The following is a 20,617-nucleotide window of genomic DNA, read 5'->3' as shown; positions in this document are numbered from 1 at the left end:
TTAAGATCGCTCTTATGGTCACCCGCGACCCGCACAGCCAATGCTGAAACCCGGCCTGAATCTTCAGCTGGGTCAAACGCTCACCATGACCCCGCAACTGCAGCAGGCGATCCGCCTGTTGCAGTTGTCCACGCTCGAGCTGCAGGTGGAGATCCAGCAGGCGCTGGAGAGCAACCCCATGCTGGAACAGGTGGAAGACGAGGACGACATGGGCGGGGCCGAGCGCCTGGACGCGGAGGGCGAGGTGGTGGAAGGCGACCGCATGGAGGCCACTACCACCAGCGATGACGTGATTCCCGAGGAGCTCACCACCGACAGCCGCTGGGACGACATCTACGAACCGCCGCCCGCCCCCAAGGGCGTGGATGACCGCGACCCACTGGAGAACACCAGTGACGATGACGGCGAGGGCCTGCAGGACCACCTGCTGTGGCAGCTGCACCTGAGCCACCTGACCCCGCGCGACCAGCGCATCGGCGCGGCCCTGATCGACGCGATCAGCCCCGATGGCTATCTCGAAGGCGACCTCGAGACCCTGGCCGAGACCATCAGCCGCGGCGAGGACGAACCCGTCGGCGTGGACGAGGTCGAGGCGGTCCTGCACTGGATCCAGCAATGCGACCCGCTGGGCGTGGGCGCGCGCGACCTGCGCGAATGCCTGGAGATCCAGCTGCGCGAACTGGCCCCGGACGCCCCCGCCCGCGAGGCCGCCCGGGCGATCCTGGAACACGGCATGGACAGCCTGGGCAAGCGGGATTACAAAGCCCTGCAACGCCAGTCGGGTGTGCGCGACCCGGACGAACTGGCGCGCGCCCTGGACCTGATCCGCACCCTGAACCCGCGGCCGGGCGCGCAGATCAGTGCCGCCACCTCCGAATACGTGGTGCCCGATGTCTACGTGCGCCACACCCCGGAGGGCTGGCGCGTGGAGCTGAACCCGGAGATCGCGCCACGCATCCGTATCAACGACCTCTACGCCGGCATGGTGCGCCAGGTATCGGATGCCCGCGACAGCGCCTTCATGCGCGACCAGCTGCAGGAGGCGCGCTGGTTCCTGAAGAGCCTGCACAGCCGCAACGACACCCTGCTGCGCGTCGCTGAGGCGATCGTCCATCGCCAGCAGGGCTTCCTGGAACACGGCGAGGTCGCGATGCAGCCATTGATCCTGCGCGATATCGCCGAGATCCTGGAGATGCACGAATCGACCATCTCCCGGGTCACAACCCAGAAATACATGCACACCCCGCGCGGGGTCTTCGAGTTCAAGTATTTCTTTTCCAGCCACGTCGGCACCAACGACGGTGGCGAGTGTTCCGCCACCGCCATCCGTGCCATGATTCGCGAATTGATCGACGACGAACCCGCGAACAAGCCGCTCAGCGATGCCCGGCTCGCCCAGATCCTGGCGGACCGGGGCATCAATGTGGCGCGTCGCACCGTAGCCAAGTACCGCGAGGCGATGCAGATCCCTTCATCCAGCGAACGCCGGCAGATGGCCTCCATGCCCACCGGCCACAAGTAACCAAGGAGTCCCGACCATGCAGATCAACCTGACCGGCCACCATGTGGACCTCACCGACGCCCTGCGCGACTACGTCAACGAGAAGTTCGCGAAGCTGGAGCGCCACTTCGACAAGGTCATCGACGTGCACGTCGTGCTGACCCACGAGAAGACCCAGAACCAGTTCAACAAGGCCGAGGCGAATCTCCAGGTCAGCGGCAATCACATCCACGCCGAGGCCTCCCACGAGGACATGTACGCCGCCATCGACGCGCTGATCGACAAGGTCGACCGCCAGCTGATCAAGCACAAGGAAAAGGTCAAGGATCATCACCGGGCCGAGGGCGCCCAGCGCAACCGCGAGCAGGCCTCCTGACCCATGTCCATTGCCGAGCTGATCACCGCCGAGCGCATCCGCCTGGAGCCGGAATGCTCCAGTCAGAAGCGGGCCCTGGAGGCCCTGTCGGAACTCCTCGCCGGCGGCGGTGATGCCGGCGGACCGGGCAGCACCGCGATCTTCGAGGCCCTGTCCGCGCGCGAAAAGCTGGGCTCCACCGGCCTGGGCCATGGGGTTGCGATCCCCCATGGCCGCCTGGCCGATCTCGAGGCTCCGCGCGTGGCCGTCCTGCGCCTGGAGAGCGGCGTCGACTTTGACGCCATGGACCACGAGCCGGTCGACATCCTGATCGCCCTGCTGGTCCCGGAGGCCGCCACCAGCGATCACCTCGACCTGCTGGCCCAGCTGGCGCGCGGGCTTTCGCAACCGGACACCATTGCCGCCCTGCGCCGGGCCGGCGATGCCGCCAGCCTGGAACAGGAACTCGTCCGCCGCTTCCGCGAGGGCTGATCCCGTGCGCCCCGCACCCTGCCACGCCACCGATCCCCGCCGGCCCTGCTCATGAACGAGGCACTGGGCGAAGGCGGGATTGCCCGCGACATCAACGTGGAGAGCCTGATCCAGGCTATGGGCAACCGCCTGGATCTGCGCTTCGTGCATGGCGAGCACGCCGCCCCCGACCGCAAGCTGGTCGGCGAGGACGGGGATGACCTGCCTCTGGCCGGCCACCTCAACCTGATCCGACCCAACCGCATCCAAGTCATCGGGGACTTCGAGGCCCGCTACATCGCCGGCCTCAGCGACGACCAGCGCAACGACCTGATCCTGGAGATGGCCCGCACCGGCACCACCGCGGTGATCTTCGCCGAGGACACCTGCCCGTTCTCGGAGATGCCCCATGCCCCGCAGGAGGCGCTGCCGCTGATCCTGTGCTCCAGCACCAGCAGCCACGAGATCATCGCGCTGCTGCGCTACTTCCTGCAGCAGCGTCTGGCGCACTTCGAAGTGCGCCATGGCGTGTTCATGGAGATCCTCGGCATCGGCGTCCTGATCAGCGGGGCCTCCAGCGTCGGCAAGAGCGAGGTGGCGCTGGAGCTGATCTCGCGCGGGCACCGCCTGATCGCCGACGATGCCCCCGAGTTCGCGCGCATTGCCCCCGACATCGTGCGCGGTCACTGCCCGGCCCTGCTCCAGGACCTGCTCGAGGTGCGCGGCCTGGGGGTGCTGAACATCCGCGCGATGTACGGCGACTCCGCAATCAAGGGCGGCAAGTACCTGCGACTGATTATCGACCTGCGCGATCACGGTGAACCCTCGCCGGTGCCCGACGACCGGCTGAACGGGCGCCGCGGCGAGATCGACATCCTTGGCCTGCGGATCCCGCTGATCAGCCTCCCGGTGGCGCCGGGTCGCAACATCGCGGTGATGATCGAGGCCGCCGTGCGCAACCACATGCTGCACATGCAGGGCTACATCGCCGGGGATGACCTGCGCGCCCGCCAGCGGCGGCAGATGAGCGGCGAGGCCGAGGAGCCGCCCTACCACCGGGCCGTGCCCGCCACGACCGTCCCTAACCCGGACCCGGAGGGCTGAGGCCGTCATGCGCCTGCTGATCGTCAGCGGTCTGTCCGGATCCGGCAAGACCGTCGCCCTGCACACCCTGGAGGACGCGGGCTATTTCTGTGTGGACAACCTCCCGCTGCCGCTGCTGCCGGATCTGATCCGCCAGGTGCGCCAGGGCCACTACGACACCGAGGGCGATCGCCATCTGGCGGTGGGCGTCGACGTGCGCAGCGGGCTGGAGGCCCTGAAAGGGTTTTCCAGCCTGCTGGCCGGGCTACGGGCGGAGGGCCTGCAGGTGGAGGTCCTGTTCCTGCAGGCCTCCAGCGACGTGCTGCTGCGGCGCTACCACCTGACCCGGCGGCGTCACCCACTGGCGCGCGATGGCGTACCCCTGGTGGAGGCCATCGACCGCGAACGCGAGTGGCTGGGCCACGTCGCGGCGGAGGCCGACCTGACGGTGGACACCTCGCGGCTGTCAATGCACGACCTGGCCCGTACGCTGCGCGACCGTATGGGTGAGCGCGGAGAGCACGAGCTGTCCCTGCTGTTCCAGTCCTTCGGTTTCAAGCACGGCGCGCCGATGGACTCGGACTTCGTGTTCGACGTGCGCTGCCTGCCCAACCCCTACTACGAACGCGAGCTGGCCGGCCTGACCGGCCGCGACCCGGCCGTATGCGAGTTCCTTGAGGGGCACGGGGAGGTCGCGGCCATGTTCGACAGCATCCAGGGCTTTCTCTCGCAGTGGCTCCCGCGCCTGCTGGAGGACCACCGCAGTTACGTGACGGTCTCGATCGGCTGCACCGGCGGCCGACACCGCTCGGTATACCTGGTCGAACGCCTTGCGGGGGCGTGGCGGGACCGGGAACATGTTACTGTTAGCACCCGTCACCGCGAGCTGGGCAAGCAGTAATCACGAAGCGCGGGGGCAGGCCCCTACGGAACCCGCAATTGGAGCAGATCCATGGGCGTTGGTCTCATTCTGATCACGCATCAAAACCTGGGCGACACCCTCTTGCAGACCGCGCAAAGCATGCTTGGCGGCCTGCCCGATGACTGCGAGTCCATGGCGATGTCCCAGAACGACGACCCCGACGAGGTCCTGGCCCGCGCCCGCGAGCGCCTGACGACCCTGGACAGCGGCGCCGGGGTACTGATCCTGACCGACATGTTCGGTTCCACCCCCTCCAACGTCGCCAGCCGAGTGGCTCGCGGGGCAAATGCGCGCGTGATCGCCGGGATCAACCTGCCGATGCTGATCCGCGTGCTCAACTACCAGCACCTCCCCCTGACCGAGCTGGTCAACAAGGCCCTCTCCGGCGGGCATGACGGGATCCTTCTCTGCGACCAGGAGTGCAGCGATGCCGCAGCGCGTAGTCCCCATCGTTAATCGCCTGGGGATGCACGCGCGTGCTGCGGCCAAGTTTGTCAGCCTGGCCAGCCAGTACGCCGCCGATGTCACCGTCTCCCGCAACCAGCAGGAGGTCAACGGCAAGAGCATCATGGGGGTCATGATGCTGGCCGCGGCCCAGGGCAGCGAGATCACCATCGAGACCGAAGGCGAGGATGCCCCCGAGGCGCTGGACGCGCTGACTGAACTGGTGGCCGACCGCTTCGGCGAAGAGGCCTGATCCCCCTGACTCCTGTGTGCCGCTGAACCGGCGGCTACCCCCCTTTCTCCCGGCCCTAACCCGGCCCGGCGCCGAGGTCGGACACCTTCGCCGCCAGCCCCTCGAACCCGACCTGCGCGAGCTTGCGCTCGGCCAGGCGCACGGCCGCGTTCAAGGCCTGCTCGGGGGGGTTGCCGGAGACCAGCGCATCGATCAGGCCGGCATTGAAGGCATCTCCCGCACCCACGCTGTCCACCACCTGCAGACCGGGCGTGGGTGCACAGTGGTGGATCGCGCCACGGGCAGCCAGCCAGGCCCCGGCGCTTCCGGCCGTCACGGTCAGGATGCGGTCGGGGAAGCGGCTCGCCATCTGCCGCAGCGCGTCCTCCGGTGTGTCCGCCACGGTGGCGGCCCACTCCCGCGAAAGCATCAGGACGTCGGCATACTGAAGGCAGGCCTCCAGGCCGGGACGGGGTTTCTCCAGCTCCAGCGATACGGGCTGGTCGAAGATACACGCGCGCGCGGCTGCCAGGATCGCGACCAGGGCTTCGGGGTTACGGCCCTCGAAGTGCAGCCAGTCGTATTCCGACCAGGGCACGCCGGAGACATCCGCTTCCTCCAGTTCGGGGAGATCGCGGTGGTGGACGATGGTACGGCTGCCGGTGGCCCGGGAACGCAGGATATGCGAGGTCGGCGTCGCTCCGGGCCGCCGCACGCAGTGCTGTACGTCCAGCCCGCGCGCCTGCAACTGCTCGACCAGGGCATCCCCGCCCGCGCCCCGGGCAATCACCGCGGCCAGCCCCGGGCGATGCCCGAACTGGGCCAGGATCGCCGCGGTATTGGTAGCGTTGCCGCCGGGCTGGGTCGTGCTGGCGAGCGCGCGGATCTCCGCGTCCTCGGCGGGAAATGCGGCGACGTCGAGGGTATGGTCGAGGGTCACAATGCCGGTGGCGAGGATGCGTGCCATGCGGGCTCCAGAGGTCCGGGGGCGCCATTCTGGCGGCTCGAGCCGACCACGTCATCTCCCGGCCCGGCCCGCATTCGTCATCGGGAAGCGCTCCTGCGACAATAAGCATTCCGTTTCTGGAGCTCCCCCGACGCGTATGGCCACGTTCCCCTCTCCCCAGTCCGCGGAAGCCGCGTTCTACGAAGCCTTTCAGGCGGGCGACCCGCAGGGCATGCGCGAGGTCTGGCACGACAGCGACGAGTGCGTCTGCATCCACCCCGGGGGCGAACGCCTGCAGGGAACGGACGTGATCCTGGAGAGCTGGGACGACATTCTGCCCGGCATGCGCGGCGTCGTGGTCCACCGCACCCAGGTGACGGCGATCCCGGGCGATGACCTCGTCCTGCACGTCCTGCGGGAAAACCTCTACGTCCACGGCGAGCGCCGGGGCGTGATGCTGGCGACCAACGGCTACCGCCAGGTGGGCGACAGCTGGCGCATGGTGCTCCACCACGCCAGCCCGGACCCGGAACCGGCCCCGGAATGGCCGACCGGGGGCATGCACTGATGGAGACCGATGCCGACCGCTGCGTCGAGGCGTACTACACCGCGTTCCGCGCCGCCGACATCGAGCAGATGATGCGCCTGTGGGCCGAGCGGCCGGACATCGTCTGCATCCACCCGGGCAGCCCGCGCGCGCACCGCGGCGTGGCGGAGGTGATGGAGAGCTGGCTGCTGGTCTTCGCGCGCGAACTGAACATCGGTATCGAGCCAAAGATCGCGGGACGCCACGACAGCGGCGAAGTCATTAGCCTGGTCATCGAGGAGGCGATCACCCGCCCGGGCGACGTGGCGCCGACCGGGACCATCCTGATCAGCCAGACCTGGCGACGGGTGGATTCGCGCTGGCGGCTCCTGTTCCATCACGCCTCGCACGGCCGCCGCTCGCCCCCCTCCCAGGAAGGCATGTTCGTCCCCGACGGCGGCGGCAACACCCGCCACTAGCCGCCTGCACCACGCAGGCCCACGCGGAATTGAAGGTCAAGGGCGGTTGCACCACAGAGGGCACGAAGAACACGAACAAGGGCTGAATTCTTGGGCGGCCGGTACGGGGATGTCACGTCTGCCGGGGACGTTCACAACCACTGTGGTTCAAGGGTTCGAAAACCAAAGAATCGGGACGATCTCGTATCTTTGTGGGCTAAGTGGCACACAAATCCTTTCCCTTCTCTGTGTCCTCCGTGACCTCTGTGGTCAAAACGCTTTTGACCTACTTCGTGTCTTCGTGAGCTTCGTGGTCAATTCGATCCAGCGTCGGAGCGGGGTTGGCAGAGGTCGGGGCGCTGGACCTGGAGGGCCGAGCACACGCCTTTGACGGCGTCGCGCACACGGCGACCTTTGCCCTCCAGCGTCAGGCTGGCGATCTCCTGATAGAGCGGGTCTCGCGCCTCGAACAGCTCCTGCAGCCGCGCCTTCGGATCCGCCGCCTCCGCGATCAGCGGGCGCTTGCGGTTGCGCCGAGTGCGGCGGAACTGCTCCTCCACCGGGACGCGCAGGTAGATCACGAACTGGTCGCGCAGCAGCTCGCGATTCTCCGGGCGTTCCACGATCCCGCCACCCGTGGCGATCACGGCCCCCTCCTGTTCCAGCAGGGACTCCAGCATCGCCGTCTCGCGCTTGCGAAACCCCGCCTCGCCCTCGAACTCGAAGATGGTCGGGATATCCACACCGGTACGCCGCTGGATCTCCTGATCGGTGTCGAAGAAGGGACGCCGCAGCAGCCCGGCCAGGCCGCGCCCGATTGTGCTCTTGCCGGCCCCCATAGGGCCTACCAGTACGATGTTCTGCATGGGGGCAAGGCTACTGGCTGGGTCCGACAAAGAAAAGCCGGGGACTGGCCCCGGCTTTTCGGATCAACTCCCGGTGCCTTCGGCAGCCGGGGTATCACGCGGACTCAGTCGAGTACGCGCGGGGTCACGAAGATCAGCAATTCGGCCTTGGTGTTCTCCGTGGAGCGGTTGCGGAACAGGTTGCCGAGGAACGGGATGTCCCCGAAGAAAGGCACCTTCTCCAGGTTGGTGCGGCTGTCGATCTCGTACACGCCGCCCAGCACCACGGTCTCGCCATTGCCGACAAAGACCTGGGTCTCCACCTCGCGCTTGTTGATCCCCGGCACGCCGAGGATAACGCGCTGGCTGGGCTCATCCTTCTTGACGTTGATGTCGAGGATCACGTTTCCGTTCGGTGTGATCTGCGGCGTCACCTCGGTGGAAAGCACCGCCTCGATGAACTGGGTGGACGTCGCCCCGGAGGCGGTCGCCTCCTGATAGGGGATCTCCTCACCCTGCTTGATCGTGGCGGTCTGGCCGTTGGCGGTGATGACACGCGGGCTGGAGATGATCTCGCCGCGACCCTCGACTTGCAGGGCCGACAGTTCGAGATCCAGCAAAATGCCGCTGCGCAGGATGCTGAGCCCGGCACTCCCGGCATTCCCGCCTGCAGGCAACGAACTGTTCAGGCGATCACCAATTGCAAGGCCGCCCATATTCCCGGGGCTGGTGCCAAGGGCACTGTCGGAGCCTTCCAGCGATCCGGACAGGCCCGCAGGCGTACGTCGATCGCTCCCCCGAGTCGCGCTAATGCCAAATCGAGCGCCCAGTTCGCGGTTGAAGGTGTCTTCCGCAATCACAATGCGGGTCTCGATCAGGACCTGCTGGACCGGGACGTCCAGCGTCGAGACCAGACGACGCACGTCCTCGATCCGGCTCTGAGTGTCCTGCACCAGCAGGGTATTGGTACGCGTATCGATGGTGATGCTGCCACGCTCGGACAGGAACTGGCCGCCATCACCACCCCGGATCAGCGAGGCAATCTGTTCCGCCTGGGCGAAGTTGATCTGCACGAACTCGGTGCGCAGGGGCTCCAGCTCCTGGCGGTCACGCTGTGTCTCCATCTCCTGGCGCTCGCGCGCGGCGATCTCCTGGCTGGGGGCGACGTACAGGACGTTGCCGTCCATGCGCTTGTCGAGGCCGCGGGCGCGCAGAATGATGTCCAGCGCCTGGTCCCAGGGGACGTTGTTCAACCGCAGCGTGATGTTGCCCCCCACGGTATCGCTGACCACGATGTTCAGATCGGTGAAGTCCGCCAGCAGCTGCAGGACGGAGCGCACCTCGATGTCCTGGAAATTCAGCGACAGGCGTTCACCCTCGAATTCCTCTTCCTCACGCGCACGGGCCTGGCGCTCCGCCTCGGAGATCGGGGCGACCTCGAGGACAAACTGGCGGTCGCTCTGGTAGGACAGGATCTCGTATTCCCCGCGCGCCTCGACCTCCATACGCACGCGGTCACGTTCCGCGACGGTGTCGATCATATGCACCGGGGTGGCAAAGTCGACGACGTCGAGGCGGCGCTCGAGGGCTTCGTCGATCATCGCGCGGGGGAAGGTCATCTCGATGCGCCCCGCCTGCTCACGGACGTTGATCTCGGCGCCGGAGCGCGAGAGATCGACCTCGACGCGACCCTCGCCCTCGCTGCCGCGACGGAAGTCGATTCCGGTAATCTCGACCGGGCGCGCACTGCGGGTGACCGGGGTCGGTTCACCCGCGCGGTCCACGACCTGCTGGGTTCGGGCATCCGCCTCGGAGACCCCGCGACCCAGGGTCAGGATCAGGTTATTGCCCTCCACCCGGGTCTGGTACTCGGAGGCCTGGGTCAGATTGAGGACCACGCGCGTGCGGTTGCCCGCCTCTACGGAGCTTGCGCGCAGGATGGGCCCCACGTTCAGGTCGGTCTCGCGCTGTGGCAACGAGTTGCCCACGTTGGGCAGATCCAGCGCAATACGCGGCGGCGAATCAATCGCGAAGGCACGGATGTCGGAAGGCGGCGCTTCGGAGAAGCGCAGGTTCACCTGCACCCGGTCCCCGCTCAGGCTGCCGGCCCGGATCTCTTCCAGTTCGGTGGCAGCCACCCCCTGGGACACCATGAACAGCAGGCCGGCCACGACCGTCCCTGCGAAAGCGCGCATGGAAGAACCCATGTTGAATCCCCTGTTGGTTATGCCGACCTTGCGGCGAATGCTCGTCATCATGTTCTTCTCCCCCAACCGCTATTCGGTCAGCGCTACCGAATTCTCGCGTTCCACATGGCCCCCGAAGGCATCCGGCACCACCTCGATCAGCCGGATCTGGGTGGGCGTGATTTCGACGATTTCGCCGTGGTTCTGTCCCATGTAGTTGCCTTCCGTTACCCGCTGGACCCCGCGGTCCGGGGTTCGGACCAGGGCATAGCGAACGCCATGCTGCTCCAGCGACCCGACCATGCGCAGGGAATCCAGCGGGAAGCCCTCGAGGAACTCGCGCGGGCGATCGGGATCGACCTCGGCATCACCCGGCTGCCCCTCGGCCGCCGCCAGCTCCGGCTGCGCGATTACCGACGAGTCAAACGGCGACCGCGTATGTCCGGGATAGAGGTACGGTTCGTGCGGGTCCAGGGTCGGGATCGGCTCGATCCCGCTCCCCGGGCGCTCCTTTACCTCGGCGATATAGCGCTCGAGGTCGCGGTTATCCTGGGTGCAGCCGGAAAGCAGGAAGCCACCCGCCAGCACCAGGGCCAACCCGGGCCACACCACCTGCATGGAAGAATGCTTCATCAGTTCTCCTCCAGGTAGCGGTAGGTACGGGCGACCGCATCCATCAGCAGGTCATTGTCGGAATCACCGGGACGGATATGCATGTTGTGCATGGTCACCACCCGAGGCAGGGCCGACACCCCGCTGACGAACTCGGCGAGGTCCTCGTATCCGCCGCGGACCCGCAGCCGGATCGGGACCTCGGCGTAGAAGTCACGGCGGTTCTCGCCGCGGGGCTCGAACAGCTCGATTTCCAGCCCCGCCTGCAATCCGGTCTGCGAGATGTCCACCAGCAGACTGGGGATCTCCGCGCTGCTGGGCAGCAGCTCGAGCAGGGAGGCAAACATGCGCTCCATCTCCTCGAGCTGGTCCTCGTAGGCCTGAAGGTTGGCGGCGCGCTGCTGTTTGTCCTCGAACTCGTCGCGCAGCTGCAGTTCACGGCTCTCCGCGCGCTCGAGATCCGTGCGCTGATCACCGATGAACAGGTAGTAGGACAGGCCGAGGATGGCCAGGACAATTACGACCAGGATCAGGCCCTTGACGCCCCAGGAGGCCTCCCCGATGTTGTTGAAGTCGATCTGGTTGAGTTCCTTGAGATCCATCAGGAATCCCCCTCTTCGGCATCCGGCCGGGTCTGCGTGGCATCCAGACGGAAGTCACGCACCTGGAGACGGCCCTCTTCCCGGGTCTCGATGATCTGCAGGTTGGAACTGCCCAGCCAGGGCGACGCGTCGATCCGGCGCATCAGCGCGGAGATCCGCGTGTTGGACTCGGAACGCCCGACCAGCCGGACATTCTCGCCCTCCTGACGAACCTCGCTGAGGAATGTGCCATCGGGCAGCGTCTCGACCAGCTGGTCAAACAGGTGGACCGCCTCGGGACGGCGGGCCTGCAGGGTCTGGATCACTTCCATGCGGGCGATAAGCGCCTCGCGCTGCTCGTCCAGATCTCGGATCCGGGCAATCTGGCGGTCCAGCTCGCGGATCTCGCTCTCCAGCATCTGGTTGCGCGACTGCTGATGGTCAATCAGCGCGCCCATGAAGCTGTAGCCAGCGAAGGCCAGCAGAACGCCGACCACAGCGGCGCCGCCGGCCGCACCGAAGAACTGCTTGCGCCGTTGCTCGCGGGCCTTCTCGCGCCAGGGAAGGAGGTTGATGTAGATCATGACGCATACCCCCGCATGGCCAGGCCACAGGCGGTCATCAGCGCCGGGGCATCATTGGCGAAGCGTTCCTGGTTGACCCGCTTGGCCAGCGCCATGCCGCGGAACGGATTGGCGATGGAGACCGGCGTGCCGGCAGCCTCCTCCAGCAGTTCGTCCACACCCGGGATGGCCGCACACCCGCCGCCCAGGAGGATGTGGTCGATGGTGTCCTGCGGGCGCGTGACGTAGAAGTACTGCAGCAGCCGCTGGATCTGGTCGACCATGGTCTGCTTGAAGGGCTCGAGGATGGAGCTGCCGTAGTCGGCCGGCAGGTCACCGCTCATCTTGGCGGACCCGGCTTCCTGATAGTTCATGCTGTAGCGGCGCATAATCTCCTCGGTAAGCATGCGACCGCCGAAATTCTGCTCGCGGGTGTAGACCACGCCCTCGTCCTGGCTGACGACGTACACCGCGGTGACCGAGGAGCCGACGTCCACCACCGCCACGATAGGCTTGCTTTCGCGATCGGGGATCTGCTCCATCAGGCGCTCGGCGGTGTGCTCGATCGCGTAGGCCTCGACGTCCACCAGCTCGGGGGTCAGCTTGGCGGCCTCGGCGATAGCCACGCGCGAATCGACGTTCTCGCGACGCGAGGCCACCACGAGGACATCCACCATCTGCGGGTTCTTCTCGTTCTTGCCCAGGACCTGGAAGTCCAGGTTGACCTCTTCGAGGGTGTAGGGGATGTACTGATCGGCCTCCACGAAGACCTGGCCTTCGAGTTCCGCATCGCCCAGCGCGGCCGACATTTGAATGGTCTTGGTGATGACAGCGGAGGAGGGGACGGCCATCGCACAGTGCTTGAGTCGAGTCCCGGACCGCTTGACCGCCCGGGCCAGGGCATTGCCCACGGCCTCGGTGTCCTGACAGACCTTGTCGACCATCACCCCGTCCGGCAACGGCTCGACCGCGAAGGCCTCGACCCGGTACCCCTTACCCTGTCGCGCCAGCTCCAGCACCTTGACGGCTGCCGAGCTGATGTCCACGCCCAGGACCCCATGTTTGGATTTTCCGAGACTCAGCACACATCCCCCTGTATACCCCAACGAAAGTAACTGGTAGCGTTACAATCACGTATGCTAGCTCGTTCACAATATACACCGCGACTTCGAGGTTGCAAGTCGCATTGAATGCGACTTCTCACCTTGGCCTCACTTTTTTTGCTGTCATGAATCCGGTCTTTAAGATTATTACGGCGCTGCTGGCCCTGATTCTGGCAGCCGGTATCGGCCTGTCCGTCGCCCTGGCCGCCCTGTACGTTTACTACGCACCCACCCTCCCCGAGGCGGACGCCGTGCGGGACGTGCGCCTGCAGACACCCCTGCAGGTACGCAGCGCGGACGGACGCCTGATGGGCGAGTTCGCGGAAGAGCGGCGCATCCCGGTGCGGATCGACGCCATCCCGCAGCAGGTTCGCGACGCCTTTATCGCGGCCGAGGACGAGCGTTTCTACGATCATCCGGGTGTGGACGTGATGGGGCTGGCCCGGGCCGCGCTCAACGTCGTCTCCACCGGCGGCCAGCGCACCCAGGGCGGCAGCACGATCACCATGCAGCTGGCGCGCAACATCTTTCTTACGCGCGACCGCACGTATGAACGCAAGCTCCGCGAGATCTTCCTGGCCATCCGTCTGGAACAGGAAATGTCCAAGGACGAGATCCTCGAGCTGTATCTGAACAAGATCTATCTGGGCCAGCGGGCCTACGGTATCGAGGCCGCCTCGCGGGTCTACTTCGGCCGGTCGCTGGAGGATCTGGAACTGGACGAGATCGCCACCCTCGCGGCCCTGCCCAAGGCCCCCTCCACGACCAACCCGGTCGCCAGCCCCGAGCGCGCCGAGATCCGCCGCAACTATGTGCTGCGACGGATGCTGGAGACCGGCGCCATCGACGAGGCCGCCTTCGAAACGGCGGTGTCGCGCCCGGTCCTGTCGGAACGCCACACCGCCGCGACCGAAATCGACGCCCACTGGGTCGCGGAGATGGCACGCCAGATGGTTGTGAACCTGTGGGGTGACGAGGCCTATCGCCGCGGGCTCCAGGTGCACACCACGATTGATTCCCGCCAGCAGGAAGCGGCCAATCAGGCCCTGCGGGAAGGATTGCTGGAATATGACGAGCGTCACGGTTTTCGCGGTCCGGAGATGCGCATTCCGGAGGCCACCCTGGACGATTCCGATGCCCGCGAACGGGCACTGAAGGCCATCGGCATCCACGGACGCCTGCTTTTTCCCGCAGTGGTGCTGGGCCTGGACGAGGACGGGACCCTGCGGGTCGACGGTGGCCGCATCGGCGAGCAGACAATCCTGCCGGAGGACCGCGAATGGGCCGGATCGCCCGATTTCGCCCGCGGCGACGTCATCCGCATCCGCCCCTACACCGACGGGCGCTGGCGCCTGGCGCAGAAGCCGGAGGTTACCGGGGCCGTGATCGCGCAAGCCCCGGAGGACGGTGCCATCACAGCCCTGGCCGGCGGGTTCGATTTCTTCGAAAACCGCTACGACCGGACGACCCAGGCCCAGCGCCAGCCCGGCTCGGCCTTCAAGCCACTGGTGTACGCCCTCGCCCTGCGCGAGGGCTACCGCCCCGAAGGGACCGTCATCGACGCCCCGATGGTCTTCAACGACCCAGCGCTCGGGGCGGAATGGCGACCCCAGAACTACACCCGGCGCTTCCATGGCGAAACCACCCTGCGCGAGGCACTGGCCAACTCCCGCAACCTCGCGTCTATCCGGCTGCTGGACCGCCTGGGTACCGGGAACGTCCATCAGGAACTGACCCGCTTCGGCCTGGACCTGGAAACCCAGCCAAACAACCTGTCCATGGTCCTGGGCACGGGGACCCTGACCCCGCTGCAGCTCAACAACGCCTATGGGGTATTCGCCAGCGGCGGCCGCCTGAACAGTCCCTGGATCATCACCCGCATCGAGACCGTGGATGGCGAGGTGCTCTACGAGGCGCCCACCGAACGCGCCTGCCCGGCCCCCTGCTCCAGCCCCAGGGGGCAGGACCTGCCGCTGGTCGCGAGCAGCGGGCCCCTGCAGTACACCGACCCCACTCCGGTCCTGCAGCCCGGGGTCGCCTGGCAGATGGGCGAGATGCTGCGCGGCGTCATCACCTCGGGCACGGGCCGGCGCGCCCTGGAGCTCGGGCGCTCCGACCTGGCCGGCAAGACCGGCACCACCAACGATTACCGCGACGCATGGTTCGCCGGGTTCAACGCGGACCTGGTCGCGACCGCCTGGATCGGGTTTGACGACAATCGCGAACTGGGCCGGCGCGAGAGCGGCGGACGTGCGGCACTGCCGATCTGGACGCGCTTCATGGGGAGCGTTCTGGCGGATGAGCCGGAACGCCCGCTGGAGCGCCCCGACGACCTCGTGCGCGTCGCCATCCTGCCGAATGGCCAGCGCGCGCCCAGTGACGACACGCCGGGCGCGCGCAACCAGTGGCTACTGCCCCATCAGATCCCGGAGCGCGGCCACGTGATCCCGGGGAGCAACGGAGACGGCGACAGCGGCAGTCAGCAACCCGAACTGGTGTTTTGATGGGCGCCCCTTCGCGTATCCGCCAGGAACTGGCGCAGGAGGCCGCGCGCATCATGCTTGACGACGGCATCCGCGACTTTGCGCTCGCCAAGCGCAAGGCCGCCGAGCACCTGGGAGTGGACAACCGTCACGAGATGCCCGGCAATCTGGAGATCCAGGATGCCGCCATCGAGCGCAGTCGGCTGTTCGCCAGCCCGGCCAGCCGCGCCGCCTATCGTGAACGACTGGCGGCGGCCCTGATCGTGATGGAGCGCCTGCGCCATCTCGAGCCGCGCCTGGTCGGCCCCCTGCTCCAGGGCCTGGTCGAATCCCAGCCCCTGCTCAATCTGCATGGTTTTGCCGAGACCGTGGAGGAGGTAATCCTGGAACTGGGTGAACGGGGTATCCAGTGCGAGACCGGGGAACGCCGCTATCGCAGCCGTCAGGGCCGCGAGCAGCGCATTCCCTTCCTCGCCTTTCGCGGACCCGACGACACCGACGTGGAACTGACGGTCTTCCCGCTGGACGGGTTGCGCCAGTCGCCCCCCTCCCCGGTGGACGGGCGACCGATGCCCCGGGCCACGCGCGCGGAGGTAGAAAGGCTGCTGGCAGAGGCCGACGCCGAAGAAGCGCCGGCACCGGCGGACTGAGCGGGGCCTCAAGAGCAGGCGCCGCCAGCGAAAAGCGCGGTTCGTGGAATGCCCCGGCGGCCCGTCCGGGCCGCGGCGAGCCGGATGCCGCTATCGGCGGTAGTTCGTGACCGTATCCACCATCGCGGCGACGCGCTCGGGGTCGATCCCCGGGTGAACGCCATGACCCAGGTTGAAGACGTGGCCGGTATCGCGATCGAAGCCGTCCAGCACCCGCCGCGTCTCCTCGCGCACCACGGCCTCCGGCGCGTAGAGCACCGACGGGTCGAGATTGCCCTGCAACGCGACGCGGTCGCCGACCCGCCGGCTGGCCTCGCCGATCTCGATGGTCCAGTCCAGGCCCAGGGCATCCGCCCCGGTATCGGCCATCGTCTCCAGCCAGGCACCGCCGCCCTTGGTGAACAGCGTCACCGGCACACGGCGACCGTCGTTCTCGCGGATCAGGCCATCGACGATGCGCTGCATGTAGGCCAGCGAAAACTCGCGATAAGCGCGCGGGGTCAGGGAACCGCCCCAGGTGTCGAAGATCATCACCGACTGGGCGCCGGCGCGGATCTGGGCGTTGAGGTAGTCGGTGACCGCGGTGGCCACCTTCTGCAGCAGGGCGTGCATCGCCTGCGGCTCGCCGTACATCAGACGCTTGGTCTCGGCGAAGTCGCGCGAGCCCTGGCCCTCGACCATATAGGTCGCCAGGGTCCACGGGCTGCCGGCGAAGCCGATCAGCGGCACCTGCCCGTCCAGTTCGCGGCGGATCAGGCGCACCGCATCCATCACGTAGCGCAGTTCCTGCTCCGGGTCGGGCACCGGGAGGTTCTCGATCGCCTCCAGCGTGCGGACCGGCTCGCGGAATCGCGGGCCCTCGCCGGTCTCGAAGTACAGCCCCAGCCCCATCGCATCCGGAATGGTCAGGATGTCGGAGAACAGGATCGCGGCGTCCAGCGGGAACCGGCGCAGCGGCTGCATGGTGACTTCGCAGGCCAGCTCCGGGTTCTGGCAAAGGCTCATGAAGCTTCCGGCCTGCGCGCGGGTCTCGCGGTATTCCGGCAGATAGCGACCGGCCTGGCGCATGATCCAGATCGGCGGACGGTCCACCGGCTCGCGCAACTGGGCCCGCAGGAGACGATCGTTTTTCAGGCTATTGGACATCGAAAGGCTCAGACGCCGAGGTATTCGAGGATGCCTTCGGCGGCCTCGCGGCCCTCGAAGACGGCGGTGACCACCAGGTCGGAGCCGCGCACCATGTCGCCGCCGGCAAACACCTTCGGGTTGCCGGTCTGGAAGGCATGCTCGCCCGCGGTCTGCACGCGCCCGCCCTCGTCGATACCGATCTTGTAGTCGGCAAACCAGTCGGAGGGCGACGGACGAAAGCCGAAGGCGATCAGCACCCGGTCGGCCGGGATCACGTGCTCGGAGCCGGGGACCGGTTCGGGACGGCGGCGGCCGCGTTCGTCCGGGGCACCCATCTGGGTGCGCACGACCTTTACGCCCTCCACCTTGCCGTCGCCGACGATCTCCACCGGCTGCACGTTGAATTCGAAGTGCACGCCCTCTTCGCGCGCATGCACCACTTCCTTGCGCGAGCCGGGCATGTTCTCTTCGTCACGCCGGTAGGCGCAGGTCACCGAGGCGGCGCCCTGGCGAATCGAGGTGCGGTTGCAGTCCATCGCGGTATCGCCGCCGCCCAGCACGACCACGCGCTGCCCGGCCATGTCGATGAACTCGCCGCCCTCTTCCTGCGGCCAGTTCATCACCTGGCGGATGTTGGAGATCAGGAACGGCAGGGCCGGATACACGCCCGGCAGGTCCTCGCCAGGGAAGCCGCCCTGCATCGCCGTGTAGGTGCCCATGCCGAGGAACACGGCATCGTATTCCTCCAGCAGGGCGTCCATCGCGATGTCGCGGCCGATCTCGGTATTCAGACGGAACTCGACCCCCATGCCCTCGAGGATCTCGCGGCGGGTGCGGATGACGTGCTTTTCCAGCTTGAACGGCGGGATACCAAAGGTCAGCAGGCCACCGATTTCCGGATAGCGATCGAACACCACTGCCTGCACGCCGTTGCGCGCCAGGATATCGGCGCAGCCCAGCCCCGCGGGGCCGGCGCCAATCACCGCGACCCGCTTGCCGGTCGCGGTGACGTCGGAGAGATCCGGGCGCCAGCCGGCCTTCAATGCCTCGTCGGTGATGTACTTCTCGACCGAGCCGATGGTGACCGCGCCGAAGCCGTCATTCAGGGTGCAGGCGCCCTCGCAAAGACGGTCCTGCGGGCACACACGGCCGCAGACCTCGGGCAGGGAGTTAGTCTTGTGCGAGAGTTCGGCCGCGGCAAACAGGTTGCCTTCCTCCACCAGCTTCAGCCAGTTGGGGATAAAGTTGTGGACCGGGCATTTCCATTCGCAATAGGGATTGCCGCAAGCCAGACAGCGGCCCGCCTGCTGCCCCGCGGTCGCCGGGTCGAACTGACCAATGATCTCGCCGAACTCGTGGATACGAATCTCGGCAGGGGTCTTCTGAGGGTCCTGGCGCGGCAGGTCCAGGAACTGCATCGGATTGGAAGCCATGGATCACTCGCTCCGACGGGAACCGGCGGCATGACGCCACGGGGTTCAACCGTTCATGCGTTCAGGAATGGTCCGTTTCGCTCAAACGAGCGTAACGGTCAAGAATGCCCCAGTGCGGACCGGACCTTCTGGCTCACCTGACCCATGTCGGCACGACCGAAGACCCGGGGCTTGAGTACGCCCATCACCTTGCCCATGTCGCCGGGGGCCGCGGCGCCGGTCTCGGCGATCGCCTCCTGCACCAGCTGATCGAGGGCCGCCGCATCCAGCGGCTCCGGCATGTATTCCTCGATGATGGCGATCTCGGCGGCCTCGCGCTCGGCGAGATCCTCGCGACCACCCTTCTGGTATTGATCGATGGAGTCGCGCCGCTGCTTGAGCATGCGATTGAGGATTGCCAGAACGGTGTCGTCGTCGGCCTCGCGCCGCTCGTCGACCTCGAACTGCGACACCTCGGCCTGAATCATGCGCAATGCCGCCAGGCGGTCCTTCTCCCGGGCCCGCATGGCCTGCTTCACGTCATCCTGCAACCGGGCCTTGAGCGACATGGTCGGGTCCTCGGGTCCGGGCAGCTACCCGGACAGGGGTTCAGTACAGGCGCACCCGACGGGTCATGTCGCGGGAGTTCTTCTTAAGCTGGCGCTTCACCGCGGCCGCGGCCTTGCGCTTGCGTTCGGTGGTCGGCTTTTCGTAGTACTCGCGGCGGCGGACTTCCGCGACCACACCGGCCTTCTCGCAGGTGCGCTTGAAACGGCGCAGGGCGACCTCGAAGGGCTCATTCTCACGAACTCGTACGTGCGGCATACAATCTCCGAAACGGATGCTGGATCTTTTCGATCAAAAACAACAAAACCGGCCGCCAACACTCCGGGCGACCATGCAGAACTCCCTATGGTAATCCAACCCGCACCAATTGCAAAAGTCCGTGAAGCGATCCGCAGCACGGCGCATGCCCGGCTTACGCCATCATCGGCCCGCACGCTATGATGGCGCCCATGGAAAGCCTCAATGTCGAACTGGGCGAGCGCGCCTACCCGATCCACATCGGGCCGGGCATGCTGGCCGCCCCGGAACACCTGCGCCCGGCGCTGGCGGGCCGGCGCGTCGCGGTGGTGACCAACACCACCGTGGCCCCCCTGTACGGCGACGCCCTGCGCCGCAGCCTCGCGGCCTGCGACCTTGACGGCGAGCCGTTGTGGATCGAACTGCCCGACGGCGAACAGCACAAGACCCTGGCCACGGTGGAGAGCATCCTGACCCGGCTGCTGGAGGCTCGCCTGGACCGGGGCAGCCGGATTGTCGCCCTCGGCGGAGGCGTCGTCGGCGACATCGCCGGGTTTGCCGCCGCCATCTATCAGCGCGGCATCGACTTTGTGCAGGTGCCGACCACCCTGCTCGCTCAGGTCGACTCCTCCGTGGGCGGCAAGACCGGGGTCAACCACCCGCTGGGCAAGAACATGATCGGCGCCTTCCACCAGCCGCGCGCGGTCGTGATCGACACCGACACCCTGAAGACCCTGCCCCGGCGCGAGCTGCAGGCCGGCCTGGCCGAGGTCATCAAGTACGGCCTGATCCGCGACGCCGACTTCTTCGCCTGGCTGGAGGAGCACATCGACGCCCTCGGCGCGCTGGACCCGGAGGCGCTGGCCCACGCCATTCGCCGTTCCTGCGCCTGCAAGGCCGAGATCGTCGCCGCCGACGAGCGCGAGGGCGGCATCCGCGCCCTGCTGAACCTGGGCCATACCTTCGGCCACGCGATCGAGGCCGGCATGGGCTATGGCGCCTGGCTGCACGGCGAGGCCGTCGGCACCGGCATGGCCATGGCCGCACGCATGTCGGAGCGCATGGGCTGGCTGGACCGCGCCGGCCGCGAACGCGCGGAGGCCCTGATCCGACGCGCCGGCCTGGCCCTGGAGCCCCCGGCCGAGGTCACCCCGGAGCGCTTCCGCGAATTGATGGCCATCGACAAGAAGGTCGCCAGTGGCCGCCTGCGGCTGGTCCTGCTGCGCGGCATTGGCGAGGCCGTGCTGACCGACGCATTCGATCCGGCGGCCCTGGACCATACCCTGCGCGAGCATGCCCGTGTCGCCTGAGG

The 20,617-nt window shown here is 67.1% G+C and carries 23 protein-coding genes; 12 read left to right on the top strand and 11 right to left on the bottom strand.

Annotated features, from left to right (window positions below; all coding sequences use genetic code 11):
- Window positions 1-40: 40 nt before the first annotated feature.
- Genes D105_RS0108430 through D105_RS0108400 form a run of 7 tightly spaced genes read left to right on the top strand, consistent with a single transcriptional unit; the run spans window position 41 to window position 5,029 of the window.
- Window positions 41-1,522, top strand: a complete 1,482-nt coding sequence (locus D105_RS0108430) for an RNA polymerase factor sigma-54 (RefSeq protein ID WP_018878132.1) — start codon at window positions 41-43, stop codon at window positions 1,520-1,522.
- A 16-nt stretch (window positions 1,523-1,538) separates the two neighbouring features.
- On the top strand, window positions 1,539-1,877 hold the full coding sequence (gene hpf / locus D105_RS0108425; RefSeq protein ID WP_018865600.1) for a ribosome hibernation-promoting factor, HPF/YfiA family: 339 nt from the start codon (window positions 1,539-1,541) through the stop codon (window positions 1,875-1,877).
- Window positions 1,878-1,880: 3 nt separating this feature from the next.
- On the top strand, window positions 1,881-2,348 hold the full coding sequence (locus D105_RS0108420) for a PTS sugar transporter subunit IIA (protein WP_018865599.1): 468 nt from the start codon (window positions 1,881-1,883) through the stop codon (window positions 2,346-2,348).
- Window positions 2,349-2,399: 51 nt separating this feature from the next.
- Complete coding sequence (hprK, locus tag D105_RS0108415; RefSeq protein ID WP_018865598.1) at window positions 2,400-3,431, top strand: HPr(Ser) kinase/phosphatase; 1,032 nt, start codon at window positions 2,400-2,402, stop codon at window positions 3,429-3,431.
- A gap of 7 nt (window positions 3,432-3,438) precedes the next feature.
- Window positions 3,439-4,311, top strand: a complete 873-nt coding sequence (gene rapZ, locus D105_RS0108410) for an RNase adapter RapZ (protein WP_018878131.1) — start codon at window positions 3,439-3,441, stop codon at window positions 4,309-4,311.
- Between the two features lie 51 nt (window positions 4,312-4,362).
- Complete coding sequence (locus D105_RS0108405) at window positions 4,363-4,788, top strand: PTS sugar transporter subunit IIA (protein WP_018865596.1); 426 nt, start codon at window positions 4,363-4,365, stop codon at window positions 4,786-4,788.
- A complete protein-coding gene (locus tag D105_RS0108400) occupies window positions 4,760-5,029 on the top strand; it encodes an HPr family phosphocarrier protein (protein WP_018865595.1) in 270 nt (89 codons plus the stop codon). Before D105_RS0108405 ends, D105_RS0108400 begins: the two co-directional genes overlap by 29 nt.
- 55 nt (window positions 5,030-5,084) lie before the next feature.
- On the opposite strand, the gene D105_RS0108395 is transcribed toward D105_RS0108400, so the two are convergent.
- Window positions 5,085-5,975 (bottom strand): PfkB family carbohydrate kinase, encoded by an 891-nt coding sequence (locus D105_RS0108395; protein WP_018878130.1) that lies wholly within the window; start codon window positions 5,973-5,975, stop codon window positions 5,085-5,087.
- Between the two features lie 136 nt (window positions 5,976-6,111).
- Here D105_RS0108395 and D105_RS0108390 point away from each other — a divergent pair, with 136 nt between their 5' ends.
- Both D105_RS0108390 and D105_RS0108385 read left to right on the top strand, forming a co-directional pair.
- A complete protein-coding gene (locus tag D105_RS0108390) occupies window positions 6,112-6,522 on the top strand; it encodes a nuclear transport factor 2 family protein (RefSeq protein ID WP_018865593.1) in 411 nt (136 codons plus the stop codon).
- Entirely contained in the window at window positions 6,498-6,959 is a 462-nt protein-coding gene (locus D105_RS0108385; protein ID WP_018876521.1) for a nuclear transport factor 2 family protein, read from the top strand. The genes D105_RS0108390 and D105_RS0108385 overlap by 25 nt, the downstream gene beginning before the upstream one ends.
- 293 nt (window positions 6,960-7,252) lie before the next feature.
- Here D105_RS0108385 and D105_RS0108380 read toward each other — a convergent pair whose 3' ends face one another.
- The 6 genes from D105_RS0108380 to D105_RS0108355 form a co-directional block, all read right to left on the bottom strand.
- A complete protein-coding gene (locus D105_RS0108380; RefSeq protein ID WP_026280452.1) occupies window positions 7,253-7,804 on the bottom strand; it encodes a shikimate kinase in 552 nt (183 codons plus the stop codon).
- A 104-nt stretch (window positions 7,805-7,908) separates the two neighbouring features.
- Complete coding sequence (gene pilQ, locus D105_RS0108375; RefSeq protein WP_196800207.1) at window positions 7,909-10,041, bottom strand: type IV pilus secretin PilQ; 2,133 nt, start codon at window positions 10,039-10,041, stop codon at window positions 7,909-7,911.
- An 18-nt stretch (window positions 10,042-10,059) separates the two neighbouring features.
- Complete coding sequence (locus D105_RS0108370) at window positions 10,060-10,602, bottom strand: pilus assembly protein PilP (RefSeq protein WP_018865589.1); 543 nt, start codon at window positions 10,600-10,602, stop codon at window positions 10,060-10,062.
- Window positions 10,602-11,183, bottom strand: a complete 582-nt coding sequence (locus D105_RS0108365) for a type 4a pilus biogenesis protein PilO (protein WP_018865588.1) — start codon at window positions 11,181-11,183, stop codon at window positions 10,602-10,604. Before D105_RS0108365 ends, D105_RS0108370 begins: the two co-directional genes overlap by 1 nt.
- Complete coding sequence (locus tag D105_RS0108360) at window positions 11,183-11,746, bottom strand: PilN domain-containing protein (RefSeq protein WP_018865587.1); 564 nt, start codon at window positions 11,744-11,746, stop codon at window positions 11,183-11,185. Before D105_RS0108360 ends, D105_RS0108365 begins: the two co-directional genes overlap by 1 nt.
- Window positions 11,743-12,810 (bottom strand): pilus assembly protein PilM, encoded by a 1,068-nt coding sequence (locus D105_RS0108355; protein ID WP_018876524.1) that lies wholly within the window; start codon window positions 12,808-12,810, stop codon window positions 11,743-11,745. Before D105_RS0108355 ends, D105_RS0108360 begins: the two co-directional genes overlap by 4 nt.
- A gap of 143 nt (window positions 12,811-12,953) precedes the next feature.
- Here D105_RS0108355 and D105_RS0108350 point away from each other — a divergent pair, with 143 nt between their 5' ends.
- Complete coding sequence (locus tag D105_RS0108350; protein ID WP_018878127.1) at window positions 12,954-15,332, top strand: penicillin-binding protein 1A; 2,379 nt, start codon at window positions 12,954-12,956, stop codon at window positions 15,330-15,332.
- Window positions 15,332-15,961: a hypothetical protein gene (locus tag D105_RS0108345; RefSeq protein ID WP_018878126.1), complete on the top strand. Its 630-nt coding sequence runs from the start codon at window positions 15,332-15,334 to the stop codon at window positions 15,959-15,961. Before D105_RS0108350 ends, D105_RS0108345 begins: the two co-directional genes overlap by 1 nt.
- A gap of 90 nt (window positions 15,962-16,051) precedes the next feature.
- Here the strand turns inward: D105_RS0108345 and hemE are convergent, their stop codons facing one another.
- The 4 genes from hemE to rpsU all read right to left on the bottom strand — a co-directional run bounded on the left by hemE (window position 16,052) and on the right by rpsU (window position 19,326).
- Window positions 16,052-17,107 (bottom strand): uroporphyrinogen decarboxylase, encoded by a 1,056-nt coding sequence (hemE, locus tag D105_RS0108340; protein ID WP_018876526.1) that lies wholly within the window; start codon window positions 17,105-17,107, stop codon window positions 16,052-16,054.
- An 8-nt stretch (window positions 17,108-17,115) separates the two neighbouring features.
- Window positions 17,116-18,522, bottom strand: a complete 1,407-nt coding sequence (locus D105_RS0108335) for an FAD-dependent oxidoreductase (protein WP_018865582.1) — start codon at window positions 18,520-18,522, stop codon at window positions 17,116-17,118.
- A 98-nt stretch (window positions 18,523-18,620) separates the two neighbouring features.
- On the bottom strand, window positions 18,621-19,070 hold the full coding sequence (locus D105_RS0108330) for a GatB/YqeY domain-containing protein (protein ID WP_018876527.1): 450 nt from the start codon (window positions 19,068-19,070) through the stop codon (window positions 18,621-18,623).
- A gap of 40 nt (window positions 19,071-19,110) precedes the next feature.
- Entirely contained in the window at window positions 19,111-19,326 is a 216-nt protein-coding gene (gene rpsU / locus D105_RS0108325; protein WP_012981683.1) for a 30S ribosomal protein S21, read from the bottom strand.
- Between the two features lie 179 nt (window positions 19,327-19,505).
- On the opposite strand from rpsU, the gene aroB reads away from it, so the two are divergent.
- The gene (gene aroB / locus D105_RS0108320) at window positions 19,506-20,615 is read left to right on the top strand and encodes a 3-dehydroquinate synthase (RefSeq protein ID WP_026280451.1); all 1,110 of its coding nucleotides are present in this window, start codon (window positions 19,506-19,508) and stop codon (window positions 20,613-20,615) included.
- Window positions 20,616-20,617: the final 2 nt, after the last annotated feature.

The organism is Thioalkalivibrio sp. ALE28 (genome assembly GCF_000377425.1).
GTDB lineage: Bacteria > Pseudomonadota > Gammaproteobacteria > Ectothiorhodospirales > Ectothiorhodospiraceae > Thioalkalivibrio.
The sequence above is the reverse complement of the archived record's forward strand: the minus strand, read 5'-3'. Positions and strand labels throughout refer to the sequence as shown.

What these genes read in the sequence shown, in the direction of transcription:
- D105_RS0108395 (WP_018878130.1), bottom strand. Translation starts at nt 5,975, where the DNA reads ATGGCACGCATCCTCGCCACCGGCATTGTGACCCTCGACCATACCCTC.
- D105_RS0108330 (WP_018876527.1), bottom strand. Translation starts at nt 19,070, where the DNA reads ATGTCGCTCAAGGCCCGGTTGCAGGATGACGTGAAGCAGGCCATGCGG.
- D105_RS0108430 (WP_018878132.1), top strand. Translation starts at nt 41, where the DNA reads ATGCTGAAACCCGGCCTGAATCTTCAGCTGGGTCAAACGCTCACCATG.
- D105_RS0108335 (WP_018865582.1), bottom strand. Translation starts at nt 18,522, where the DNA reads ATGGCTTCCAATCCGATGCAGTTCCTGGACCTGCCGCGCCAGGACCCT.
- D105_RS0108365 (WP_018865588.1), bottom strand. Translation starts at nt 11,183, where the DNA reads ATGGATCTCAAGGAACTCAACCAGATCGACTTCAACAACATCGGGGAG.
- rapZ (WP_018878131.1), top strand. Translation starts at nt 3,439, where the DNA reads ATGCGCCTGCTGATCGTCAGCGGTCTGTCCGGATCCGGCAAGACCGTC.
- pilQ (WP_196800207.1), bottom strand. Translation starts at nt 10,041, where the DNA reads ATGATGACGAGCATTCGCCGCAAGGTCGGCATAACCAACAGGGGATTC.
- hemE (WP_018876526.1), bottom strand. Translation starts at nt 17,107, where the DNA reads ATGTCCAATAGCCTGAAAAACGATCGTCTCCTGCGGGCCCAGTTGCGC.
- D105_RS0108405 (WP_018865596.1), top strand. Translation starts at nt 4,363, where the DNA reads ATGGGCGTTGGTCTCATTCTGATCACGCATCAAAACCTGGGCGACACC.
- D105_RS0108345 (WP_018878126.1), top strand. Translation starts at nt 15,332, where the DNA reads ATGGGCGCCCCTTCGCGTATCCGCCAGGAACTGGCGCAGGAGGCCGCG.
- D105_RS0108370 (WP_018865589.1), bottom strand. Translation starts at nt 10,602, where the DNA reads ATGAAGCATTCTTCCATGCAGGTGGTGTGGCCCGGGTTGGCCCTGGTG.
- hprK (WP_018865598.1), top strand. Translation starts at nt 2,400, where the DNA reads ATGAACGAGGCACTGGGCGAAGGCGGGATTGCCCGCGACATCAACGTG.
- D105_RS0108360 (WP_018865587.1), bottom strand. Translation starts at nt 11,746, where the DNA reads ATGATCTACATCAACCTCCTTCCCTGGCGCGAGAAGGCCCGCGAGCAA.
- D105_RS0108350 (WP_018878127.1), top strand. Translation starts at nt 12,954, where the DNA reads ATGAATCCGGTCTTTAAGATTATTACGGCGCTGCTGGCCCTGATTCTG.
- D105_RS0108420 (WP_018865599.1), top strand. Translation starts at nt 1,881, where the DNA reads ATGTCCATTGCCGAGCTGATCACCGCCGAGCGCATCCGCCTGGAGCCG.
- D105_RS0108380 (WP_026280452.1), bottom strand. Translation starts at nt 7,804, where the DNA reads ATGCAGAACATCGTACTGGTAGGCCCTATGGGGGCCGGCAAGAGCACA.
- D105_RS0108385 (WP_018876521.1), top strand. Translation starts at nt 6,498, where the DNA reads ATGGCCGACCGGGGGCATGCACTGATGGAGACCGATGCCGACCGCTGC.
- rpsU (WP_012981683.1), bottom strand. Translation starts at nt 19,326, where the DNA reads ATGCCGCACGTACGAGTTCGTGAGAATGAGCCCTTCGAGGTCGCCCTG.
- hpf (WP_018865600.1), top strand. Translation starts at nt 1,539, where the DNA reads ATGCAGATCAACCTGACCGGCCACCATGTGGACCTCACCGACGCCCTG.
- aroB (WP_026280451.1), top strand. Translation starts at nt 19,506, where the DNA reads ATGATGGCGCCCATGGAAAGCCTCAATGTCGAACTGGGCGAGCGCGCC.
- D105_RS0108400 (WP_018865595.1), top strand. Translation starts at nt 4,760, where the DNA reads ATGCCGCAGCGCGTAGTCCCCATCGTTAATCGCCTGGGGATGCACGCG.
- D105_RS0108390 (WP_018865593.1), top strand. Translation starts at nt 6,112, where the DNA reads ATGGCCACGTTCCCCTCTCCCCAGTCCGCGGAAGCCGCGTTCTACGAA.